Source organism: Pseudomonas viridiflava (genome assembly GCF_900184295.1).
Classification (GTDB): Bacteria; Pseudomonadota; Gammaproteobacteria; order Pseudomonadales; family Pseudomonadaceae; genus Aquipseudomonas; species Aquipseudomonas viridiflava.
The window spans coordinates 2,135,538-2,153,873 of the sequence record NZ_LT855380.1 but is presented as its reverse complement, the minus strand read 5'-3'; the positions used below and the strand labels follow the sequence as shown (position 1 = coordinate 2,153,873).

The window sequence follows — 18,336 nt, the reverse complement described above, 5'->3', positions numbered from 1 at the left end:
CGTCATGCACCGGCAGGGTGTGTAAAATGCGCCGGGCGACACTGGCCGTTTACGTGACTGCCTGCACTGCATTCGCCTGATGCCTTTTTCCGGGGTCCGCTGCGGATATCCCCAAGGGATGTCCGTGGAAGCCCGTTTCAGCCTACGGCGAACGCAAAACCGCCCGTATCTTGACCGCAACGCCTTTTCCGGTCAATACGCCAAATCGGCCAGTCATGAGTCGCGCGTCTTTGATTTATCTGGCCTGCGGCCGATTCAAACAAACGTTTGTATTGGACCCTCGCAGTGGTGTAGATATACTGCACGCCTTAAAAAGATATGCGGTCCAAGTCCGTATGTCGGTCCACCGTGACCCATAAAAAAATACCGTGAGCCTTGAGAGTAGGAGATAGCCTGTGGAACGCGAATACATGGAATTCGACGTCGTCATCGTCGGAGCCGGCCCGTCCGGGCTTTCAGCCGCTTGCCGCCTCAAGCAGAAGGCTGCCGAAGCCGGGCAGGAAATCAGCGTCTGCGTGGTGGAAAAAGGCTCCGAAGTCGGTGCACACATCCTGTCCGGTGCGGTGTTCGAACCCCGCGCCCTGAACGAACTGTTCCCTGACTGGCAGGCGCTGGGCGCGCCGCTCAACACGCCGGTCAAGCGCGACGACATTTATGTCCTGAATGACGCCGAGAAAGCCCGCAAGGTGCCGAACTTCTTCGTGCCCAGGACCATGCACAACGAAGGCAACTACATCATCTCGCTGGGCAATCTGTGCCGCTGGATGGCTCAGCAGGCCGAGAACCTGGGCGTTGAGATTTACCCCGGCTTCGCAGCTCAGGAAGCCCTGTTCGACGAAAACGGCATCGTGCGCGGCATCGTCACCGGCGACCTGGGTGTCGATCGCGAAGGCAACCCGAAAGAAGGCCTGTACACCCCAGGCATGGAGTTGCGCGCCAAGTACACGCTGTTTGCAGAAGGCTGCCGCGGCCACATCGGCAAGCAACTGATCAAGCGTTTCGATCTGGACAATGAAGCCGACGTGCAGCATTACGCCATCGGCCTCAAGGAAATCTGGGAAGTCGACCCGGCGAAACACGAGCAGGGTCTGGTGGTCCACACCGCCGGCTGGCCGCTGGACGACGCCAATCCGGGCGGCTCCTTCCTTTATCACCTGGAAAACAATCAGGTGGTAGTTGGTCTGATCGTTGATCTTTCCTACTCCAACCCGTACCTGTCGCCGTTCGACGAATTCCAGCGTTACAAGCATCACCCGATCATCAAGCAATACCTGGAAGGCGGCAAGCGCATCAGCTACGGTGCCCGCGCCATTGCCAAGGGCGGCCTGAACTCGCTGCCGAAGATGGTCTTCCCCGGTGGCGCACTGATCGGCTGCGACCTGGGCACCCTGAACTTCGCCAAGATCAAGGGCAGCCACACCGCCATGAAGTCCGGCATGCTGGCTGCCGATTCGGTTGCCGAAGCGTTGCTGGCAGGCAAGGAAGGCGGCGACACACTGACTTCCTACGTCGATGCATTCAAGGCCAGCTGGCTGCATGATGAACTGTTCACCAGCCGCAACTTCGGCGTGGCCATTCACAAGTACGGCGCGATCAAGGGCGGTGCATTCAACTTCATCGACCAGAACATCTTCGGTGGCAAACTGCCGTTCACGCTGCACGACACCAAGCCGGACTACGCCTGCCTCAAGCTGGCCGCCGACTCGAAGAAGATCGACTACCCGAAACCCGACGGCAAGCTCAGCTTCGACAAGCTCAGCTCGGTATTCCTCTCCAGCACCAACCATGAAGAGGAACAGCCTTGCCACTTGAAGCTGACCGACCCGAGCATTCCGATCAGCAAGAACCTGCCGCTGTACGACGAACCGGCGCAGCGCTACTGCCCGGCGGGCGTGTATGAAGTGATCACCAAAGAAGACGGCGAGAAACGCTTCCAGATCAACGCCCAGAACTGCGTGCACTGCAAGACCTGCGACATCAAGGATCCCTCCCAGAACATCACCTGGGTGGCACCGGAAGGCGCTGGCGGTCCGACTTACCCGAACATGTAAGTGTTCCGGTCGCGACAACAATAAAGGCTCCCTCGGGAGCCTTTATCTTTTTCAGCAGCAGGTCAGGCGGGAACGCCCGGATACGCGCCCTCTTCGCCCGGACTGCGCTCGAAATAGCGTTTGTACTCGCGACTGAATTGCGACGCGCTCTGATAGCCGACCCGCAACGCCACCTGCGCGACGCCCAGCCCTTCAGCCACCAGCAACTGCTGAGCCTTGAGCAGCCGCAGGCGCTTGAGGTACTGCACCGGCGACAACAAGGTGCTGCGCTTGAAGTGCTCATGAAAGGTCGAGGTGCTCATGTTCGCGCAACGCGCCAGCGTATCGACATTCAAAGCATCGGCGTAATGCTCATGCAAGTAGGTCACCGCAGACGCGATCCGTGCAAATTGCCCTTGCTGTTCGACCAGCGCCCGCAGCACGCCCGCCTGCGGCCCGCGCAGCGCGCTGTACAGCACATCACGAATCCGGGCCTGACCCATGGCCTGACACTCCAGCGGGTCGTGCAGGCAGCGCAGCAGGCGCTCGACACTGTCACGCATCCCGGCATCGATCAGTACCGAGGTCATGGACTCAGGCGTCTGCGGCTGGCAGTCCTGCAACGACAGCGAGCCCATCACCTGCACCAGTTCGCCGAGCAACACACGGTCGATGGACACCGACACGCCATACAGCGGCTTGTCAGGCGTAGCAAACGTCTCGCATTTGAAGGGCACTGACAGTGCCTGAATCAGGTAGTGACCGGTGCCATACTCGAACGTGCGCGTCCCCAGGCAGGCGATCTTGCTGCCCTGCACCACGATCATCAGGCTCGGCTCATACATCTGCGGGCTGCTGGCCACATAGCTGAACGCCGAAAGCACACGCACCTCGGGCAAGTGCGTGTCGACAAAGCCGGGACGCACCGCCAGCGGCTGGATCAACGAGACCAGAACAGCATTGCCATCGACAGGGTGAGGGAGCGACATAAGGAGTACCGGCAGAGAATCAGACAGCTCCATGATCGCAGATTTGCGCGCTTGAGCGGTACCCGGATCCGGTAGCCGGAGGAATAGGCATGAAACACGGAGGAATCACCCTAGCGACACGCGCCCATCACGCGGACAATGATTCGCCTCTTCTCCGTATCATTTCGCGAGGTCATATTTATGTACACAGCCATCGGTTACGCCGCTCAGTCAGCCACCGCTCCCCTCGCCCCGATGACCTTCGAACGTCGCGCTCCGCGTGCCGACGACGTTGCCATCGAAATCCTCTACTGTGGCGTATGCCACTCCGACATCCACCAGGCGCGCAACGAGTGGGGCATTGCCGTCTACCCGTTGATGCCGGGCCACGAGATCGTCGGTCGCGTTACCGCCACCGGTGCCAACGCCACCCAATACAAGGTCGGTGATCTGGTCGGTGTCGGCTGCATGGTCGACTCCTGCCGTGAGTGCTCGGCCTGCAAGTCGGACCTTGAGCAGTATTGCCTGGAAGGTCCGACCATGACCTACGCCACGCCAGACCGCGTGGACGGCAGCAACACCATGGGCGGTTATTCCAACAGCATCGTGGTCAGCGAACACTTCGTCGTGCGCGTTCCCGAGAAGCTGGATCCGGCCGCTGCTGCACCGATTCTCTGTGCAGGCATCACCACCTACTCGCCGCTCAAGCACTACGGCGTGAAGGCCGGTGACAAGGTCGGCATTCTGGGCATGGGTGGTCTGGGCCACATGGGCATCAAGTTCGCCAAGGCGATGGGCGCCGAAGTCACCCTCTTCACCCGCTCCGCGTCGAAAGCTCAGGAAGCGCGTCGCCAGGGTGCCGATCACGTGATCGTCTCCACCGATGCCGAACAGATGAAAGCGGCCGCCGGTCATTTCGACTTCCTGCTCGACACCATTCCGGTGCAGCACGACCTGAACCCCTACCTGCAGACCCTGCGTTTCGACGGTGTGCACATCCTGGTCGGTCTGATCGAGCCGGTTGAACCGCCGGTCCACGCCGCCAATCTGGTGATGAGCCGCCGCGTACTGGCCGGTTCGCTGATCGGTGGTATCGCCGAGACTCAGGAAGTGCTGGATTTCTGCGCCGAGAACGACATCACCTGCGACATCGAGATGCTCGACATCCGCAACATCAACGAAGCCTACGAGCGCATGCTCGCCGGTGACGTGAAGTACCGCTTTGTCATCGACATGGCCACGCTCAAAGCCTGATTCAGGCGGCCCCGAGTTCGGCCGACAGTCCCGCCGCGATCTCCCTGATCAGCGGGACCAGTTCGGCCATCTTTTCCAGGGGCATGTACGGCACCGTACTGGCGACGCTGATGCCAGCCACAATCTGTTGGCTGGCATCACGCACCGGCGCCGCTACACAACGGATCGACGGTTCGTTGTCCTCCAGATCGAACGCATAACCTCCCGCCACATATTCCTGCCTGCGCTCCTGCAGCTGCTCCCACGTCTGTTGCTCGTGATTGGGCCACAGCGGATGCTTGCCTGACGCTGGCATGCTGACCTCGTAGAGACGAAGCCACTCGGCTTCAGGACTGTCCAGCAATAGCGCCTTGCCGATACCCGTGCGCACCAACGGCATACGATGCCCGACCCGCGACCGCATCTCCGGACCATTGCGGCCGGGATTCTTGTGCAGGTACAGCACGTCATCGCCTTCACGCACCGCCAGATGCACGGTGTCTCCGGTCAACGCCGATAGTCTGTCCAGAAACGGCCGCGCCAGAATAGCCAGCGGCACTTCTTCGCGCGCCTGAAAGCCCAGCTCGATCAGTTTCGGCCCCAACAGATAACCCACCTGAGGAACCACCCGAAGATAGCGTTCGTCCACCAGACAACTGGCCAGACGATGGGTGGTGCTGCGTGTAGTGCCGATCAGGCGGGCGATTTCCTTCAGATCCCGCGCACCACTGGCCACGGCCTGAACCACACCCAGGCCGCGCAACAGGGTCTGGGTTCCGGCAGGGGCCGACTCTTTGCCTGGAGGATTTTCAGCGGGAAGCGGTTCGTTGTGCATGACAAGCCTTAATCAGATCGGGACGCTGGCGGCATTATCGTCGCCAGCGTCAGGACACGTCGATATCAGAGTTCGATGCGCTCGACTTTACCCACCAGCAGTATGTAGGACAGCGCACCCAGCAGTGCCAGCACCGAGATGTAGGTGATGGCGGGTGCAAACGAATCGCCCGAAGCCAGGAAGCCGATCACGATTGGCGTGGCGATGGCCGCCAGATTGCCGATGAAGTTGAAGGTGCCGCCTGTCAGCCCCAGAAGACGCGCCGGGGCCAGCGTCGATACCAGCGACCACGTAATAGAAGCCAGACCGTTACCAAAGAATGCCAGTGCCAGAAACGCGATCACCAGCGGCGTGGATTCGACGAAATTGGCGCCGATGATCGACGTGGAAATCAGCAGACCCGCAATGATCGGCAGCTTGCGAGCGAAGCCCACGGTGTGCCCGCGACGGATCAGCCAGTCGGAGAAGAACCCCGAACACAGCACGCCAACGAAGGCGGCCAGAAACGGCAGCGACGCCAGCAGCCCGGACTTGATGAAGTCCATGCCCCGGTATTTCACCAGATAGGTCGGGAACCAGGTCAGGAAGAACCAGAGCGTGGAGTTCAGGCAAAACTGGCCGAGGTAAATACCCCAAAGCTTGCGCCTGCTGAGGACGATGCCCAGGTCCAGCCAGCTGAAACCCTGCTTCTGCTTTTCGACGTCCTTCTGAATGTCCACCAGCCCGCCGCCTTCGCGGATCAGGTCGATTTCCTGCTGATTGACACCCTTGAAGTCACGGGGCTCGCGGTACACCGCGTACCAGATCGCTGCCCAGAGCACACCGACGCCGCCGGTCGCGACGAACACCATGTGCCAGCCGTAGTGCGCCTGCAGCCACGCCAGCACCGGCGTCAGAAACGCCAGACCGACGAACTGCCCGGACGTATAGAAACCAATCGCCGTGGCACGCTCGCGCTCGGGAAACCAGGTGGTCACTACGCGGCTGTTGATCGGATAGGCAGGAGCTTCCAGCGCACCGACGGCCATGCGCAGCACGAACAGCGCAATGAAGCTGGCGGCAAAGCCAAGCATGATGGTAGCGATCGACCACAACGCCAGGGCCACGGTGTAAAGAATACGCGGCGGCACGCGATCCACCAGCCAGCCACCGGGCAACTGCATGGCCGCATAGGTCCAGCCGAACGCGGAGAAGATCAGACCTACATGAACCGGATCGATGCCCAGCTCGGACGTCAGCGCCGGCGCGGCAATCGACAGGTTACTGCGGTCCAGGTAATTGATGACCACGGTGATGAACAGCAGCACCATGATAAAGAAACGTTTGCGGGACGGCGTCACCAGTGATGCCGCGCCCTCCATCGTACGAGTGCGCATGAAAATGTTTCCTCTTTTTGGATTTATTGAGGATGTGTGTTGTTGGCAAATCGCTTGGATCGTGCCTCACGCTCTGCGTGGGCACGATCAGGAGGCCTGCTCCGGATCAGATCACCACTCGGCAAAGCTGCCATCGGCATGACGCCAGATCGGGTTGCGCCAGCGGTGACCGATCGCAGCGCGTTCCTTGACGTATTCCTCGTTGATTTCAATGCCAAGGCCCGGACCGTTGGGGATCTTGACCATGCCCTTGTCGTAGTCAAAGACTTCCGGGTGCTTGACGTAATCCAGCAGGTCGTTGCTTTCGTTGTAGTGAATGCCCAGGCTCTGCTCCTGAATGAACGCGTTGTAGCAGACCGCATCCAGTTGCAGGCACGCCGCCAGTGCAATCGGCCCCAGCGGACAATGCAGCGCCAGCGCCACGTCGTAGGCTTCGGCCATGTTGGCGATCTTGCGCGTCTCGGTGATGCCACCCGCGTGCGATGCATCCGGCTGGATGATGTCGACGTAGCCTTCGCTCAACACGCGCTTGAAGTCCCAGCGCGAGAACAACCGCTCACCCAGCGCAATCGGCGTACTGGTCAGCGGCGCCAGCTCTTTCAGCGCTTCGTAGTTCTCGCTGAGCACCGGCTCCTCGATGAACATCAGCTTGTACGGGTCCAGCTCCTTCATCAGTACTTTGGCCATCGGCTTGTGCACGCGACCATGGAAATCGACGCCGATCCCGACGTTGGGACCGACCGCGTCACGCACCGCCGCGACGTTGGCCAGGGCCAGATCGACCTTGTCGAAGGTGTCGAGGAATTGCAGTTCTTCAGTGCCATTCATCTTCACCGCAGTGAAACCACGCTCGACCGCTTCCCGTGCCGCACGTGCGGTGTCGGCCGGACGGTCGCCGCCGATCCAGGAATAGACGCGAATCTTGTCACGCACCTGACCACCCAGCAGATCGCTGACCGATACACCCAGCGCCTTGCCCTTGATGTCCCACAGCGCCTGATCGATCCCGGCCAGCGCGCTCATGTGGATCGCCCCGCCACGGTAGAAGCCGCCGCGGTACAGCACGGTCCAGATGTCTTCGATGTTGCGCGGGTCCTTGCCGATCAGGTAATCGGAAAGCTCTTCCACGGCCGCGGCCACGGTGTGCGCACGGCCCTCGACGACCGGCTCACCCCAGCCAACGACGCCCTCGTCGGTCTCGACTTTCAGGAAGCACCAGCGCGGCGGAACGATGAAGGTGGTCAATTTGGTGATTTTCATGAGTACGGCTTCTCTTATTGGTTCTCTTGTCAGGCGGCTGCGTCTGGCCCGCCGATCCGTTTCAAAGCGATGAGGTGTGTTCTTTCCAGGCGGCCACATAGGCCTTGGCGCGCTCGGCGACGTCGGCAGCGCTCATGCCCGGCTTGAACAGCCCGGAACCGAGACCGAAACCTTTGACGCCCGCGTCGAGAAACACCTTCATGTTGTCCGGCGTGATGCCACCGACCGGCAGCAGGACCGTGCCTGCGGGCAGCACCGCCAACCAGGCCTTGACCACTGCGGGCGACATTTGCTCGGCCGGGAACAGCTTGAGTACATCAGCGCCCTCAGACAGTGCGGCAAAGGCCTCGGTCGGCGTGGCCACGCCCGGCGACAGGAACATGTTTGCCGCTTTGGCCGCCCGCAGTACCTTGGGGTCGCTGTGCGGCATGACGATGACCTGCCCGCCTGCGTCCTTGACCTGCGTCACCTGCTCGGGCGTCAGCACGGTTCCGGCGCCGATCAGGCAATCGGCAGGCAGGCGCTGGCGCAGCAGGCCGATGCTGTCGAACGGCTGAGGAGAATTGAGCGGCACTTCGATGACCCGAAAGCCCGCCTGATACAGCTCATCGCCAATCGCCGGGGCCTCTTCGGGACGCAGGCCGCGCAGAATCGCGACCAGGCCGTTTTCCTTCAATGCTTGCTTGAGCATGTCACACCTCTTGAACGTAATGGGACGACTGGCGCGCGACCAGACCGGCCTGAACTGCGACCTGCCAGAGGCCGCGTTCGGTCGCCTGGGCGGCCACTGTCACCCGGGGAAAGCCGCAGGCGGTCAGGCCACGCGCATAGCGCTGGCACAGCGACTCGCTGCCGATGAGAATCACCGCAGGCAGATGGCCGTGGGCGTCGTATTGAAGTCTGGCGAGCGAGGCCAGTTCATGGCCGATCAACAGACCGGACAGGTAATCGGGCTGGCTGCTCGCAGGTAACTGGCCAGTAAGGCCGAGCGTTCGGCAACTGAAGATGGTGGACAGAGGGCCGGCAGCGCCCTCCTCCGACTGTGCATTGGCGAGCCCGCGATCGAACGCGGCACTGTCGAACGTTTCGCTCGGCTGCATGGTGCGTCCGAGAATGGTATGGGCGCACAGCGCAGCGTAGACCTCACCGGTCATGAAGGTATCGAAATGAACGATGCGATCCTGCGCCACCTGCACCCACTTGGAGTGGCTGCCCGGCAGGCCGATCAACAGCGGCTGGCTGGCCGACTGCTCGTCGAGTCCGGCGAGCACGCCCAGCACCTGAGTCTCTTCACCGCGCATGACATTGGGCAGCGTCGAACGCTGCAACACACCGGGGATGATGTGAACGGTCACGCCACGCACGCTGCGTACGGTCTGCAAAGCGGCGCTCAGCTCATCGACGCTGGCAGGCGCTTCACGATAGGTCGCCTCACGCCAGCCTTGCGCGCTGCCAACCATGCCGCAGGCGATCACCGGCAGATCAGGCCGCGCGTCGAGCCAGTCGCCGCACGCTTCATCAAAGGCCAGCTCGAACCCATCGCTGCACAGCGCGCCCGCGATCATCCTTGGGTTGTCCGGCAATTGCATGATGCCCGCGCTCAGGGCGCGTTGTTCCAGTACCTGGCCGTGTTCGCCAAGTCGATAAGCACGAAGTGAGGTCGTCCCCCAGTCGAGCGCGATCAAGTGCGCCTGCATTGCTTCACCTTTTGTATTTTTGGAAGTGAGTGCAGGACGGACTATAAACCCGAAATCGGAGTTATCTCAATATGTAAATTTCAATCCCATATATTGGGATATATATTGCCTTATCAACGGGCAATAAAAAACCCGCGTCCTGGTCAGGACGCGGGTTCGGGGTGCAACGGCGTTTCGATCAACGTTCCAGCAGGATTCTCAACATGCGGCGCAGCGGTTCGGCCGCGCCCCACAGCAGTTGGTCACCCACAGTGAATGCGCCCAGGTACTGCGAGCCCATGTTCAGCTTGCGCAGGCGACCCACAGGAATGCTCATGGTGCCGGTCACAGCCGTCGGGCTGAGGTCCTGCATGCTGGCTTCACGGTTGTTCGGCACCAGCTTGACCCAAGGGTTGTGCTGGCTGATCAAGCCTTCAATGTCCGCAATCGGCACATCCTTGTTCAGCTTGATGGTCAGTGCCTGACTGTGGCAACGCATGGCGCCGATGCGCACGCAGATGCCATCCACCGGAATCGGGCTCTTGAAGCGACCCAGAATCTTGTTGGTCTCGGCCTGGCCTTTCCACTCTTCACGGCTCTGGCCGTTCGGCAGCGCCTTGTCGATCCATGGAATCAGACTGCCGGCCAGCGGTACGCCGAAGTTCTCGGTCGGGAACGCTTCGCCGCGCATGGCTTCAGCCACCTTGCGGTCGATGTCCAGAATGGCGCTGGCCGGGTTGGCCAGTTCATCGGCAACCGACGCGTGCACAGCGCCCATCTGCTTGATCAGCTCACGCATGTTCTGCGCACCGGCACCGGAAGCCGCCTGGTACGTCATGACGTTCATCCACTCGACCAGACCGGCTTCGAACAGACCACCCAGCCCCATCAGCATCAGACTGACCGTGCAGTTGCCGCCGATGTAGTTCTTGGTACCGGCGTCGAGCTGCTGATCGATGACCTTGCGGTTGACCGGATCCAGCACGATAACGGCATCATCCTGCATGCGCAGGCTGGAAGCCGCGTCGATCCAGTAACCCTGCCAGCCCGCCTCGCGCAGCTTGGGGAATACCTCGTTGGTGTAGTCGCCGCCCTGGCAGGTCAGCACCACGTCCAGGGTCTTCAGCTCGTCGATGCTGTACGCATCTTTCAGTGGCGCAAGATCCTTGCCCACCGAAGGCGCCTGGCCACCGACATTGGAGGTAGTGAAGAACACCGGCTCAATGAGATCGAAGTCCTGCTCTTCCCGCATCCGCTGCATGAGCACGGAACCGACCATGCCACGCCAACCGATCAGACCTACACGTTTCATCGCAACACACCTAGAAAAAAAGTGGGACCGCTATTCTGCGGATGCACAGCAGAATAGCGGGCCAGAGAGATTACAGATTCCGCAGCGCGGCGACTACTGCGTCGCCCATTTCTTGCGTACCGACTTTGGTGTTACCCGTCGAAAAGATGTCGCCGGTGCGCAGACCCTGATCCAGAACCACGCTGACGGCCTTTTCGATGGCGTCGGCAGCGTCGGTCAGGTTGAAGCTGTAACGCAGCATCATCGATACCGAGAGGATAGTCGCCAGCGGGTTGGCGATGCCTTTGCCAGCGATGTCCGGTGCCGAACCGTGGCAAGGCTCGTACATGCCCTTGTTGTTGGTGTCCAGCGACGCGGACGGCAGCATGCCGATGGAGCCGGTCAGCATCGACGCCTGATCGGACAGGATGTCGCCGAACAGGTTGTCGGTCACGATCACGTCGAACTGCTTGGGCGCACGCACCAGTTGCATGGCGGCGTTGTCGACGTACATGTGGCTCAGCTCGACTTCAGGGTAATCCTTGGCGACCTGCTCGACGATTTCGCGCCACAGCTGGCTCGACGACAGCACGTTGGCCTTGTCCACCGAACACAGCTTCTTGTTGCGCACCATGGCCATGTCGAAACCGACGCGGGCGATGCGACGGATCTCGCTTTCGCTGTAGGGCAGCGTGTCATAAGCCTCGCGCTCGCCGTTATCCAGCACACGAACACCACGTGGCGCGCCGAAGTAGATCCCACCGGTCAGTTCGCGCACGATCAGGATGTCCAGACCGGCGACGATTTCAGGCTTGAGGCTGGAGGCGTCGGCCAGTTGCGGATAGAGAATCGCCGGACGCAGGTTGCCGAACAGGCCCAGTTGCGCACGGATTTTCAACAGGCCGCGCTCAGGACGGATGTCGCGTTCGATGGTGTCCCACTTGGGGCCACCCACGGCGCCGAGCAGAACAGCGTCGGCTTTGCGGGCGCGCTCGAGAGTCTCGTCGGCCAGCGGAACGCCGTGCTTGTCGATGGCAGCGCCACCGATCACGTCGTGAGTCAATTCAAAACCCAGCTGATACTTCTCGTTGGCCAGTTCCAGCACCTTGACCGCTTCGGTCATGATTTCCGGACCAATGCCGTCACCCGGGAGAATCAGAATCTGCTTGCTCATAACTTCCTCGATTTTTTATCGACGCCTCGGACAGCGCCCGTTTATAACGTTTCAAGCCGTAAAAGATTAACGCTCGGCCCACAGCACCAGCACATCGGTACTGAATGAACCCTGCGCATCAATCTCGAAATACTGACGCACTTCATCGCCCATCGCCTGCTGCAATTCGCGTATGGCCACGCGCAACGGCTGTGGCGTGCGCATGCGCTCCACCCACGACGTAAACTCCAGATGCAGCCGCTGGCGGGCATGACTGCGGGTAAACAACCCCGCGTCGCTGACCTGATGCAGCCATTCGGCGGCGGAATAATCGCGCACATGACTGGTGTCGCGCAGCACTTCAACCGTTTGCAGATAAGTATCCAGCAACGGGCTGCCCGGCGACATCACGTCGATGAACGCCGCCACACCGCCCGGTTTCAATACCCGGCGCACTTCACGCAACGCCAGAGCGAGATCGCTCCAATGATGAGCCGAATAGCGACTGAACACGAAGTCGAACTCGCCGTCAGCGAACGGCAAACGCTCGGCCGCACCGCATACCGTTCGGATGTTGCCCAGACCCTTGTCGGCGGCCGCAGCGGCGACCACGTCGAGCATCTGCTGTGACAGGTCGTACGCGACCACTTCACCGACAGACGGCGCAACATTGAAGCTGACATGACCCGCCCCGCAACCCAGATCCAACACCCGCGCATCAACGCGCCCTTCGACAGCCTCCTGTAGCAGCGCAAACTCGGCACCTTGCGCGTGAACGGCGCTATTGAGGTAAGCCGAAGCCTGTTCGCCGAATTGACGCTGTACGACCTGGGAGTGGGCTGTGCTGGTCATGGGTGGTTTCTCTGAAGGTTCAGGGTGTTGAATTGGGGGACTCTTGAACGTGCTTTCACGAACGCGCGATCTGCTGACTGACACGCCGAAACATCCTGTGGAAGGCACCACCACGTCTTCGACGTAGCGCTGTCGCGCAGCAAACACCGAACCGTGGGAGGCGGCTTGCCGGCGATGGCGTCATTTCAGGCACTGAGATGTCCCCTGTAAATCGCATCGCCGGCAAGCCGTCTCCCACACGTGCTGCGTTACTCAGGAGACAGCCGCTACCCGCCTGTCAGTCGCGAAACAACCACGGTTGGCTTGCACGGTGCTTGCTCTCGAACGTCGCAATGGCATCGGCGTCCATCAGCGTCAGGCCGATGTCGTCCAGGCCATTGAGCAAACAATGCTTGCGAAACGCGTCGATCTCAAAGCTCAGCACCTTGCCGTCTGGACGGGTCACGGTCTGAGCCTGCAGATCGATGGTCAGCTGATAACCCGGGCTCGCTTCAACCTGCTTGAACAGTTCGTCAACTTCAGCTTCGGTCAGGATGATCGGCAATAGACCGTTCTTGAAGCTGTTGTTGAAGAAGATGTCGGCATAGCTGGGCGCGATGATTGCGCAGAAACCGTACTCTTCCAGTGCCCATGGCGCGTGCTCGCGGCTGGAGCCGCAACCGAAGTTCTCACGGGCCAGCAACACGCTGGCTCCCTGATAACGCTCGTGATTGAGCACGAACTCATGGTTCAGCGGGCGCTTGGAGTTGTCCTGATACGGCTGACCCACATCCAGATAACGCCACTCGTCGAACAGGTTCGGGCCAAAGCCGGTGCGCTTGATCGACTTGAGAAACTGCTTGGGAATGATCTGGTCGGTGTCGACGTTGGCGCGATCCAGAGGAGCGACCAGACCATTGTGCTGGGTAAAGGCTTTCATGCGGGTGTCCTCAGTGCTGGATCAGGTCGCGAACGTCGATGAAACGGCCATTGACGGCCGCTGCTGCTGCCATCGCCGGGCTCACCAGGTGAGTCCGGCCGCCAGCGCCCTGTCGCCCTTCGAAGTTACGGTTGGACGTCGAGGCGCAGTGTTCGCCGGAACCCAGTCGATCCGGGTTCATCGCCAGACACATGGAGCAGCCTGGCTCACGCCATTCGAAACCGGCTTCGATGAAGATCTTGTCCAGCCCTTCCTTCTCGGCCTGAGCCTTGATGAGGCCGGAGCCCGGCACCACGATGGCCTGCTTGATGGTCGCGGCAACCTTGCGGCCCTTGGCGATATCGGCGGCGGCGCGCAGGTCTTCGATGCGCGAGTTGGTGCACGAACCGATGAACACGCGATCCAGCTGAATGTCGGTGATCGGCTGGTTGGCCTTGAGGCCCATGTACTTCAAGGCACGCTCGATGGAGCCACGCTTGACCAGATCCATTTCCTGCGCAGGATCGGGCACGTTCTGATCGACAGCCAGTACCATTTCCGGCGAAGTGCCCCAGCTGACCTGCGGTTTGATCTCCGCAGCGTCGAGCCTGACTACGGTGTCGAACACCGCGTCCGGGTCGGAAACCAGATCCTTCCACGCCTCTACCGCCAGATCCCACTCGGCACCTTTTGGCGCAAACGGACGGCCCTTGACGTACTCGACGGTTTTTTCATCGGTGGCCACCATGCCGACGCGGGCGCCTGCTTCGATGGACATGTTGCAGATGGTCATGCGGCCTTCGATGGACAGGTCACGAATTGCACTGCCAGCGAATTCGATGGCATAACCGTTGCCGCCTGCGGTGCCGATCTTGCCGATCACTGCGAGCACGATGTCCTTGGCGGTCACGCCGAATGGCAGTTGCCCTTCGACCGACACCAACATGTTCTTCATTTTCTTGGCGACCAGGCACTGGGTAGCCAGCACATGCTCGACCTCGGACGTGCCGATACCGTGAGCCAGTGCACCAAAAGCGCCGTGTGTGGAGGTGTGCGAGTCACCGCAGACCACGCTCATGCCCGGCAGGGTTGCGCCCTGCTCAGGGCCGATTACGTGGACGATGCCCTGACGCGGATCGTTCATCTTGAATTCGGTGATGCCGTATTCGTCGCAGTTGTCGTCCAGGGTCTGGACCTGCAGACGCGAAACCTGATCCTCGATGGCACCGATGCCGCCCTTGCGTTCCGAGGTGGTCGGTACGTTGTGGTCGGGGGTGGCGATGATCGAGTCGATGCGCCACGGCTTGCGCTTGGCAAGGCGCAGGCCCTCGAAGGCTTGTGGCGAGGTCACTTCGTGGATGATGTGACGGTCAATGTAGATCAGCGCCGAACCATCGTCGCGCTGTTTGACCAGATGCGAATCCCAGAGCTTGTCGTAGAGCGTTTTACCGGCCATTGGACGTACTTCCTCATCAGCTTTTTTATGCCTTGGGCTACGGACGTCCATGGGCCCTTGGCTTGTGTGACCATCCTATGGAATGTGCTTAAATAACTCCAATTCATATTTTTTATGCTTTGGATAACCAACTGGAATGTGACGATGGATCTCGCCAACCTGAATGCTTTTCTGGCCATCGCCGAAACCGGAAGCTTTTCCGGTGCCGGAGAACGCCTGCACCTTACCCAGCCGGCCATCAGCAAACGAATCGCAGTACTTGAGCAGCAAATCGGCGTGCGCCTGTTCGACCGCCTGGGTCGTGAGGTGAGCCTGACCGAAGCGGGCCGCGCTCTGCTGCCACGGGCCTATCAGATCACCAACGTGCTGGATGACACGCGTCGGGCGCTGACCAATCTGAACGGCGAGGTGTCCGGGCGTTTGAAACTGATCACCAGCCACCATATCGGTCTGCATCGTCTGCCACCTTTATTGCGCGAGTTCACTCGCACGTATCCGGCCGTGGCGCTGGATATCCGGTTCATGGATTCCGAAGCGGCCTATGACGAAATTCTGCACGGCCGCGCCGAGCTGGCCGTCATCACCCTCGCGCCGGAACCTCATGCACTGGTACGCGCCACTGCCGTATGGGACGACCCGCTGGACTTCGTGGCGGCACCGGAACACCCGCTGACAAACAGCGGCCCGATGAAACTGGAGGATATTGCCCGCTACCCGGCCGTGCTGCCCAGCGACAACACCTTCACCCACAAGATTGTCAGCAACCTGTGCGAGGCCCACGGCCTCAAGCCTGATATCGCGATGAGCACCAACTACCTTGAAACCATAAAAATGATGGTGTCCATCGGGCTGGCCTGGAGTGTTCTGCCACGCACCATGCTCGATGAACAGGTTGCGCGGATTCCGTTGACAGGCGTGCAACTGAATCGCCAGCTAGGCTACATCCTGCACACGGAGCGGACTCTATCAAATGCGGCCCGGGCATTCATGAAATTGTTGTAATGCGCGATACAGCGGTTGATAGTGTTTTTTTATGCGATACAGGATGCAGATCGATCGTTTTACTGGCTTTATTCATTAAAGGCTCGTGATCAATGCCCAACCTTCTGGACCCGACCATTCTGCTGGCGTCCGCACAGCCTGCAGCCGCGCCAGCGGCACAGGGCACTGTGGAACAGACCCTCAGGGAAACGCTGGATCGTCTGAATCTGGCGTTGAGTTCCGCGCAGATGGGGACCTGGGAATGGGACATTGCCACCGATCAACTGCACGCCTGCGCACGAGCCGCCCAATTGCATGGCCGCGAAGCCCGGTCACTCGATTACGACTTCACCCGCTTTCTGGCGGGCGTGCCAACGGTGGAACGTCATCGCATGCGCAGCGCCTACAAAGCGGTGGTCGCCGGTGAACAGGACACCTTCCAGCTGACTTACCGCTTTCAATTGCAAAACGGCCTGTCACGACTGCTCGAAAGCCGCGCCATCCTTTACCGCAACGCTGACGGCACGCCTTCGAGACTGGTCGGCACGCTGCTCGACATCACTCAGCAACAGGCCCAGGCCGCACTGGAGGCCAGCGAAGAGAAGTTTGCCAAGGCGTTCCACTCAAGCCCCGACTCGATCACCATCACCGAACTGGGCACCGGCCGGTACGTGGAGGTCAACGACGGTTTCTGCCGCCTCACCGGCTATACCGCGCCCGAAGTGCTGGGCAGGACGGTCCAGGAGATCGGCATCTGGACCGACCCTGATCAGCGCCAGAGCATGATCGATCAATTGCGCGACACTGGCCGCGTGCATCATCGAGAGATGGCAGGCCGCAACAAGAATGGCGATCCGCTGACCCTCGATGTGTCGGTGGAATTCATCACCCTGAACCAGACCGCCTGCCTGCTGATGAACGCCCGGGACATCGGCCAGTTGAAAAGCGCCCAGGCGCAGATCCAGCACCTGGCCTATCACGACCCGTTGACCGGCCTGCCCAACCGTGCGCTGCTCATGGACCGCCTGAGCCAACAACTGTCGCTGCTCAAGCATCACCGCCTGCGTGGCGCGCTGCTGTTCATGGACCTCGACCACTTCAAGCACATCAATGACTCCCTCGGCCACCCGGTCGGCGACAGCGTGCTGAATATCGTCTCCGCTCGGCTGGAGGCCAGCGTGCGCCTCGAAGACACCGTGGCGCGCCTCGGCGGGGACGAATTCGTGGTGCTGATCTGCGGTCTGGAAGGCTCACGTCACGAGGTGACCCAACAGGTTCAGGAGCTGTCAGACAACCTGCGCGAGCTGCTGGCGGAACCCATGTTCCTCGACGGCCATCGACTCCAGGTAACGCCCAGCATCGGCATGGTGCTGATCCCGGACGACGGTTCGACCCCTGCCGACCTGCTCAAGCGCGCCGATATCGCGCTGTATCGCGCCAAGGATTCAGGCCGCAACACCGCGCAATTCTTCCACAGCTCCATGCAAAAAGCGGTGAGCCAGCGCCTGCGCATGGAAAACGATCTACGCCTGGCACTGACCCGTAACGAATTCCACCTGCACTTTCAGGCCCAAGTGGATTGCCGGAACCAGGCCCTCACAGGTGCCGAGGCACTGCTGCGCTGGCAGCATCCCGACTATGGCGTGCTGCCGCCCACTCAGTTCGTGCAGATCCTTGAAGAGAGCGGCATGATTCTTGAGGTGGGTAGCTGGGTGCTGGACGAGGCTTGCAAGACTGCCGGTCGCCTGCTCAAACAGGGGCTGATCGCGCACAACGGGTTCCTGATGGGCGTCAATATCAGCCCGCGCCAGTTCAGGCAGACCGACTTTGTCGCACGGGTGGAGCGCAGCCTGAAGCTGCATCAGCTGCCTGCAACCATGCTGAAACTGGAAATCACCGAAGGCATCGTCATCCAGAACCTGGAAGACACCATTGCCAAGATGCGCAGCCTGAAAAAGCTGGGGATCAGCTTTGCCATGGACGATTTCGGCACTGGTTATTCGTCGCTGACGTATCTCAAGCGTCTTCCGGTGGATACGCTCAAGATCGATCAATCGTTCGTGCAGGATGCCACCAGCGACCCCAATGACGCCGAGATCATTCGCGCGATTGTGGCGATGGCACAGAGTCTTAACCTCAATGTCATCGCCGAGGGCGTCGAAACCGTTGAGCAACTGGCGTTCCTCGAAAAACTGGGGTGCCACGTGTATCAGGGGTATCTGTTCAGCGAACCGCTGGGCGACTCGCAATTTGAAGCCCTGCTGCGACTCAAGCAGCCCGTTCGCCAGCCGAGCCTGCTCCCGGATCACTAAACGCAGAAAGGCGCC

15 protein-coding genes are annotated in these 18,336 nt (G+C 60.6%); 4 read left to right on the top strand and 11 right to left on the bottom strand.

Annotated features, from left to right (window positions below):
• Window positions 1-395: 395 nt before the first annotated feature.
• A complete protein-coding gene (locus tag CFBP1590_RS10025) occupies window positions 396-2,051 on the top strand; it encodes an electron transfer flavoprotein-ubiquinone oxidoreductase (RefSeq protein WP_088234950.1) in 1,656 nt (551 codons plus the stop codon).
• 62 nt (window positions 2,052-2,113) lie between these two features.
• Here the strand turns inward: CFBP1590_RS10025 and CFBP1590_RS10020 are convergent, their stop codons facing one another.
• On the bottom strand, window positions 2,114-3,019 hold the full coding sequence (locus CFBP1590_RS10020) for an AraC family transcriptional regulator (RefSeq protein ID WP_029241469.1): 906 nt from the start codon (window positions 3,017-3,019) through the stop codon (window positions 2,114-2,116).
• Between the two features lie 180 nt (window positions 3,020-3,199).
• On the opposite strand from CFBP1590_RS10020, the gene CFBP1590_RS10015 reads away from it, so the two are divergent.
• The gene (locus CFBP1590_RS10015; RefSeq protein ID WP_004882594.1) at window positions 3,200-4,252 is read left to right on the top strand and encodes an NAD(P)-dependent alcohol dehydrogenase; all 1,053 of its coding nucleotides are present in this window, start codon (window positions 3,200-3,202) and stop codon (window positions 4,250-4,252) included.
• A 1-nt stretch (window position 4,253) separates the two neighbouring features.
• On the opposite strand, the gene CFBP1590_RS10010 is transcribed toward CFBP1590_RS10015, so the two are convergent.
• The 10 genes from CFBP1590_RS10010 to leuC form a co-directional block, all read right to left on the bottom strand.
• Window positions 4,254-5,066: an IclR family transcriptional regulator gene (locus tag CFBP1590_RS10010; protein ID WP_088234949.1), complete on the bottom strand. Its 813-nt coding sequence runs from the start codon at window positions 5,064-5,066 to the stop codon at window positions 4,254-4,256.
• A gap of 65 nt (window positions 5,067-5,131) precedes the next feature.
• A complete protein-coding gene (locus CFBP1590_RS10005) occupies window positions 5,132-6,442 on the bottom strand; it encodes an MFS transporter (RefSeq protein WP_004882596.1) in 1,311 nt (436 codons plus the stop codon).
• Window positions 6,443-6,553: 111 nt separating this feature from the next.
• Window positions 6,554-7,702 (bottom strand): galactonate dehydratase, encoded by a 1,149-nt coding sequence (dgoD, locus tag CFBP1590_RS10000; RefSeq protein ID WP_004882597.1) that lies wholly within the window; start codon window positions 7,700-7,702, stop codon window positions 6,554-6,556.
• A 61-nt stretch (window positions 7,703-7,763) separates the two neighbouring features.
• Window positions 7,764-8,393: a 2-dehydro-3-deoxy-6-phosphogalactonate aldolase gene (locus CFBP1590_RS09995; protein ID WP_029241468.1), complete on the bottom strand. Its 630-nt coding sequence runs from the start codon at window positions 8,391-8,393 to the stop codon at window positions 7,764-7,766.
• A 1-nt stretch (window position 8,394) separates the two neighbouring features.
• Window positions 8,395-9,399 (bottom strand): 2-dehydro-3-deoxygalactonokinase, encoded by a 1,005-nt coding sequence (locus CFBP1590_RS09990; RefSeq protein ID WP_058433016.1) that lies wholly within the window; start codon window positions 9,397-9,399, stop codon window positions 8,395-8,397.
• Between the two features lie 178 nt (window positions 9,400-9,577).
• Entirely contained in the window at window positions 9,578-10,690 is a 1,113-nt protein-coding gene (asd, locus tag CFBP1590_RS09985) for an aspartate-semialdehyde dehydrogenase (protein WP_029241467.1), read from the bottom strand.
• A 70-nt stretch (window positions 10,691-10,760) separates the two neighbouring features.
• On the bottom strand, window positions 10,761-11,843 hold the full coding sequence (leuB, locus tag CFBP1590_RS09980; protein ID WP_057408160.1) for a 3-isopropylmalate dehydrogenase: 1,083 nt from the start codon (window positions 11,841-11,843) through the stop codon (window positions 10,761-10,763).
• A 66-nt stretch (window positions 11,844-11,909) separates the two neighbouring features.
• Window positions 11,910-12,674: a class I SAM-dependent methyltransferase gene (locus CFBP1590_RS09975; protein ID WP_058433015.1), complete on the bottom strand. Its 765-nt coding sequence runs from the start codon at window positions 12,672-12,674 to the stop codon at window positions 11,910-11,912.
• Between the two features lie 277 nt (window positions 12,675-12,951).
• Window positions 12,952-13,593 carry a 3-isopropylmalate dehydratase small subunit gene (gene leuD, locus CFBP1590_RS09970; RefSeq protein ID WP_004882606.1) on the bottom strand — a complete coding sequence of 214 codons (642 nt, stop codon included), beginning with the start codon at window positions 13,591-13,593 and terminating at the stop codon, window positions 12,952-12,954.
• A 10-nt stretch (window positions 13,594-13,603) separates the two neighbouring features.
• The gene (leuC, locus tag CFBP1590_RS09965) at window positions 13,604-15,028 is read right to left on the bottom strand and encodes a 3-isopropylmalate dehydratase large subunit (RefSeq protein ID WP_058433014.1); all 1,425 of its coding nucleotides are present in this window, start codon (window positions 15,026-15,028) and stop codon (window positions 13,604-13,606) included.
• A gap of 144 nt (window positions 15,029-15,172) precedes the next feature.
• Between leuC and CFBP1590_RS09960 the strand changes: the two genes are divergently transcribed.
• Window positions 15,173-16,030 carry a LysR family transcriptional regulator gene (locus CFBP1590_RS09960; protein WP_088234948.1) on the top strand — a complete coding sequence of 286 codons (858 nt, stop codon included), beginning with the start codon at window positions 15,173-15,175 and terminating at the stop codon, window positions 16,028-16,030.
• 92 nt (window positions 16,031-16,122) lie between these two features.
• Window positions 16,123-18,321 carry a putative bifunctional diguanylate cyclase/phosphodiesterase gene (locus CFBP1590_RS09955; RefSeq protein ID WP_088234947.1) on the top strand — a complete coding sequence of 733 codons (2,199 nt, stop codon included), beginning with the start codon at window positions 16,123-16,125 and terminating at the stop codon, window positions 18,319-18,321.
• Window positions 18,322-18,336 lie beyond the last annotated feature (15 nt).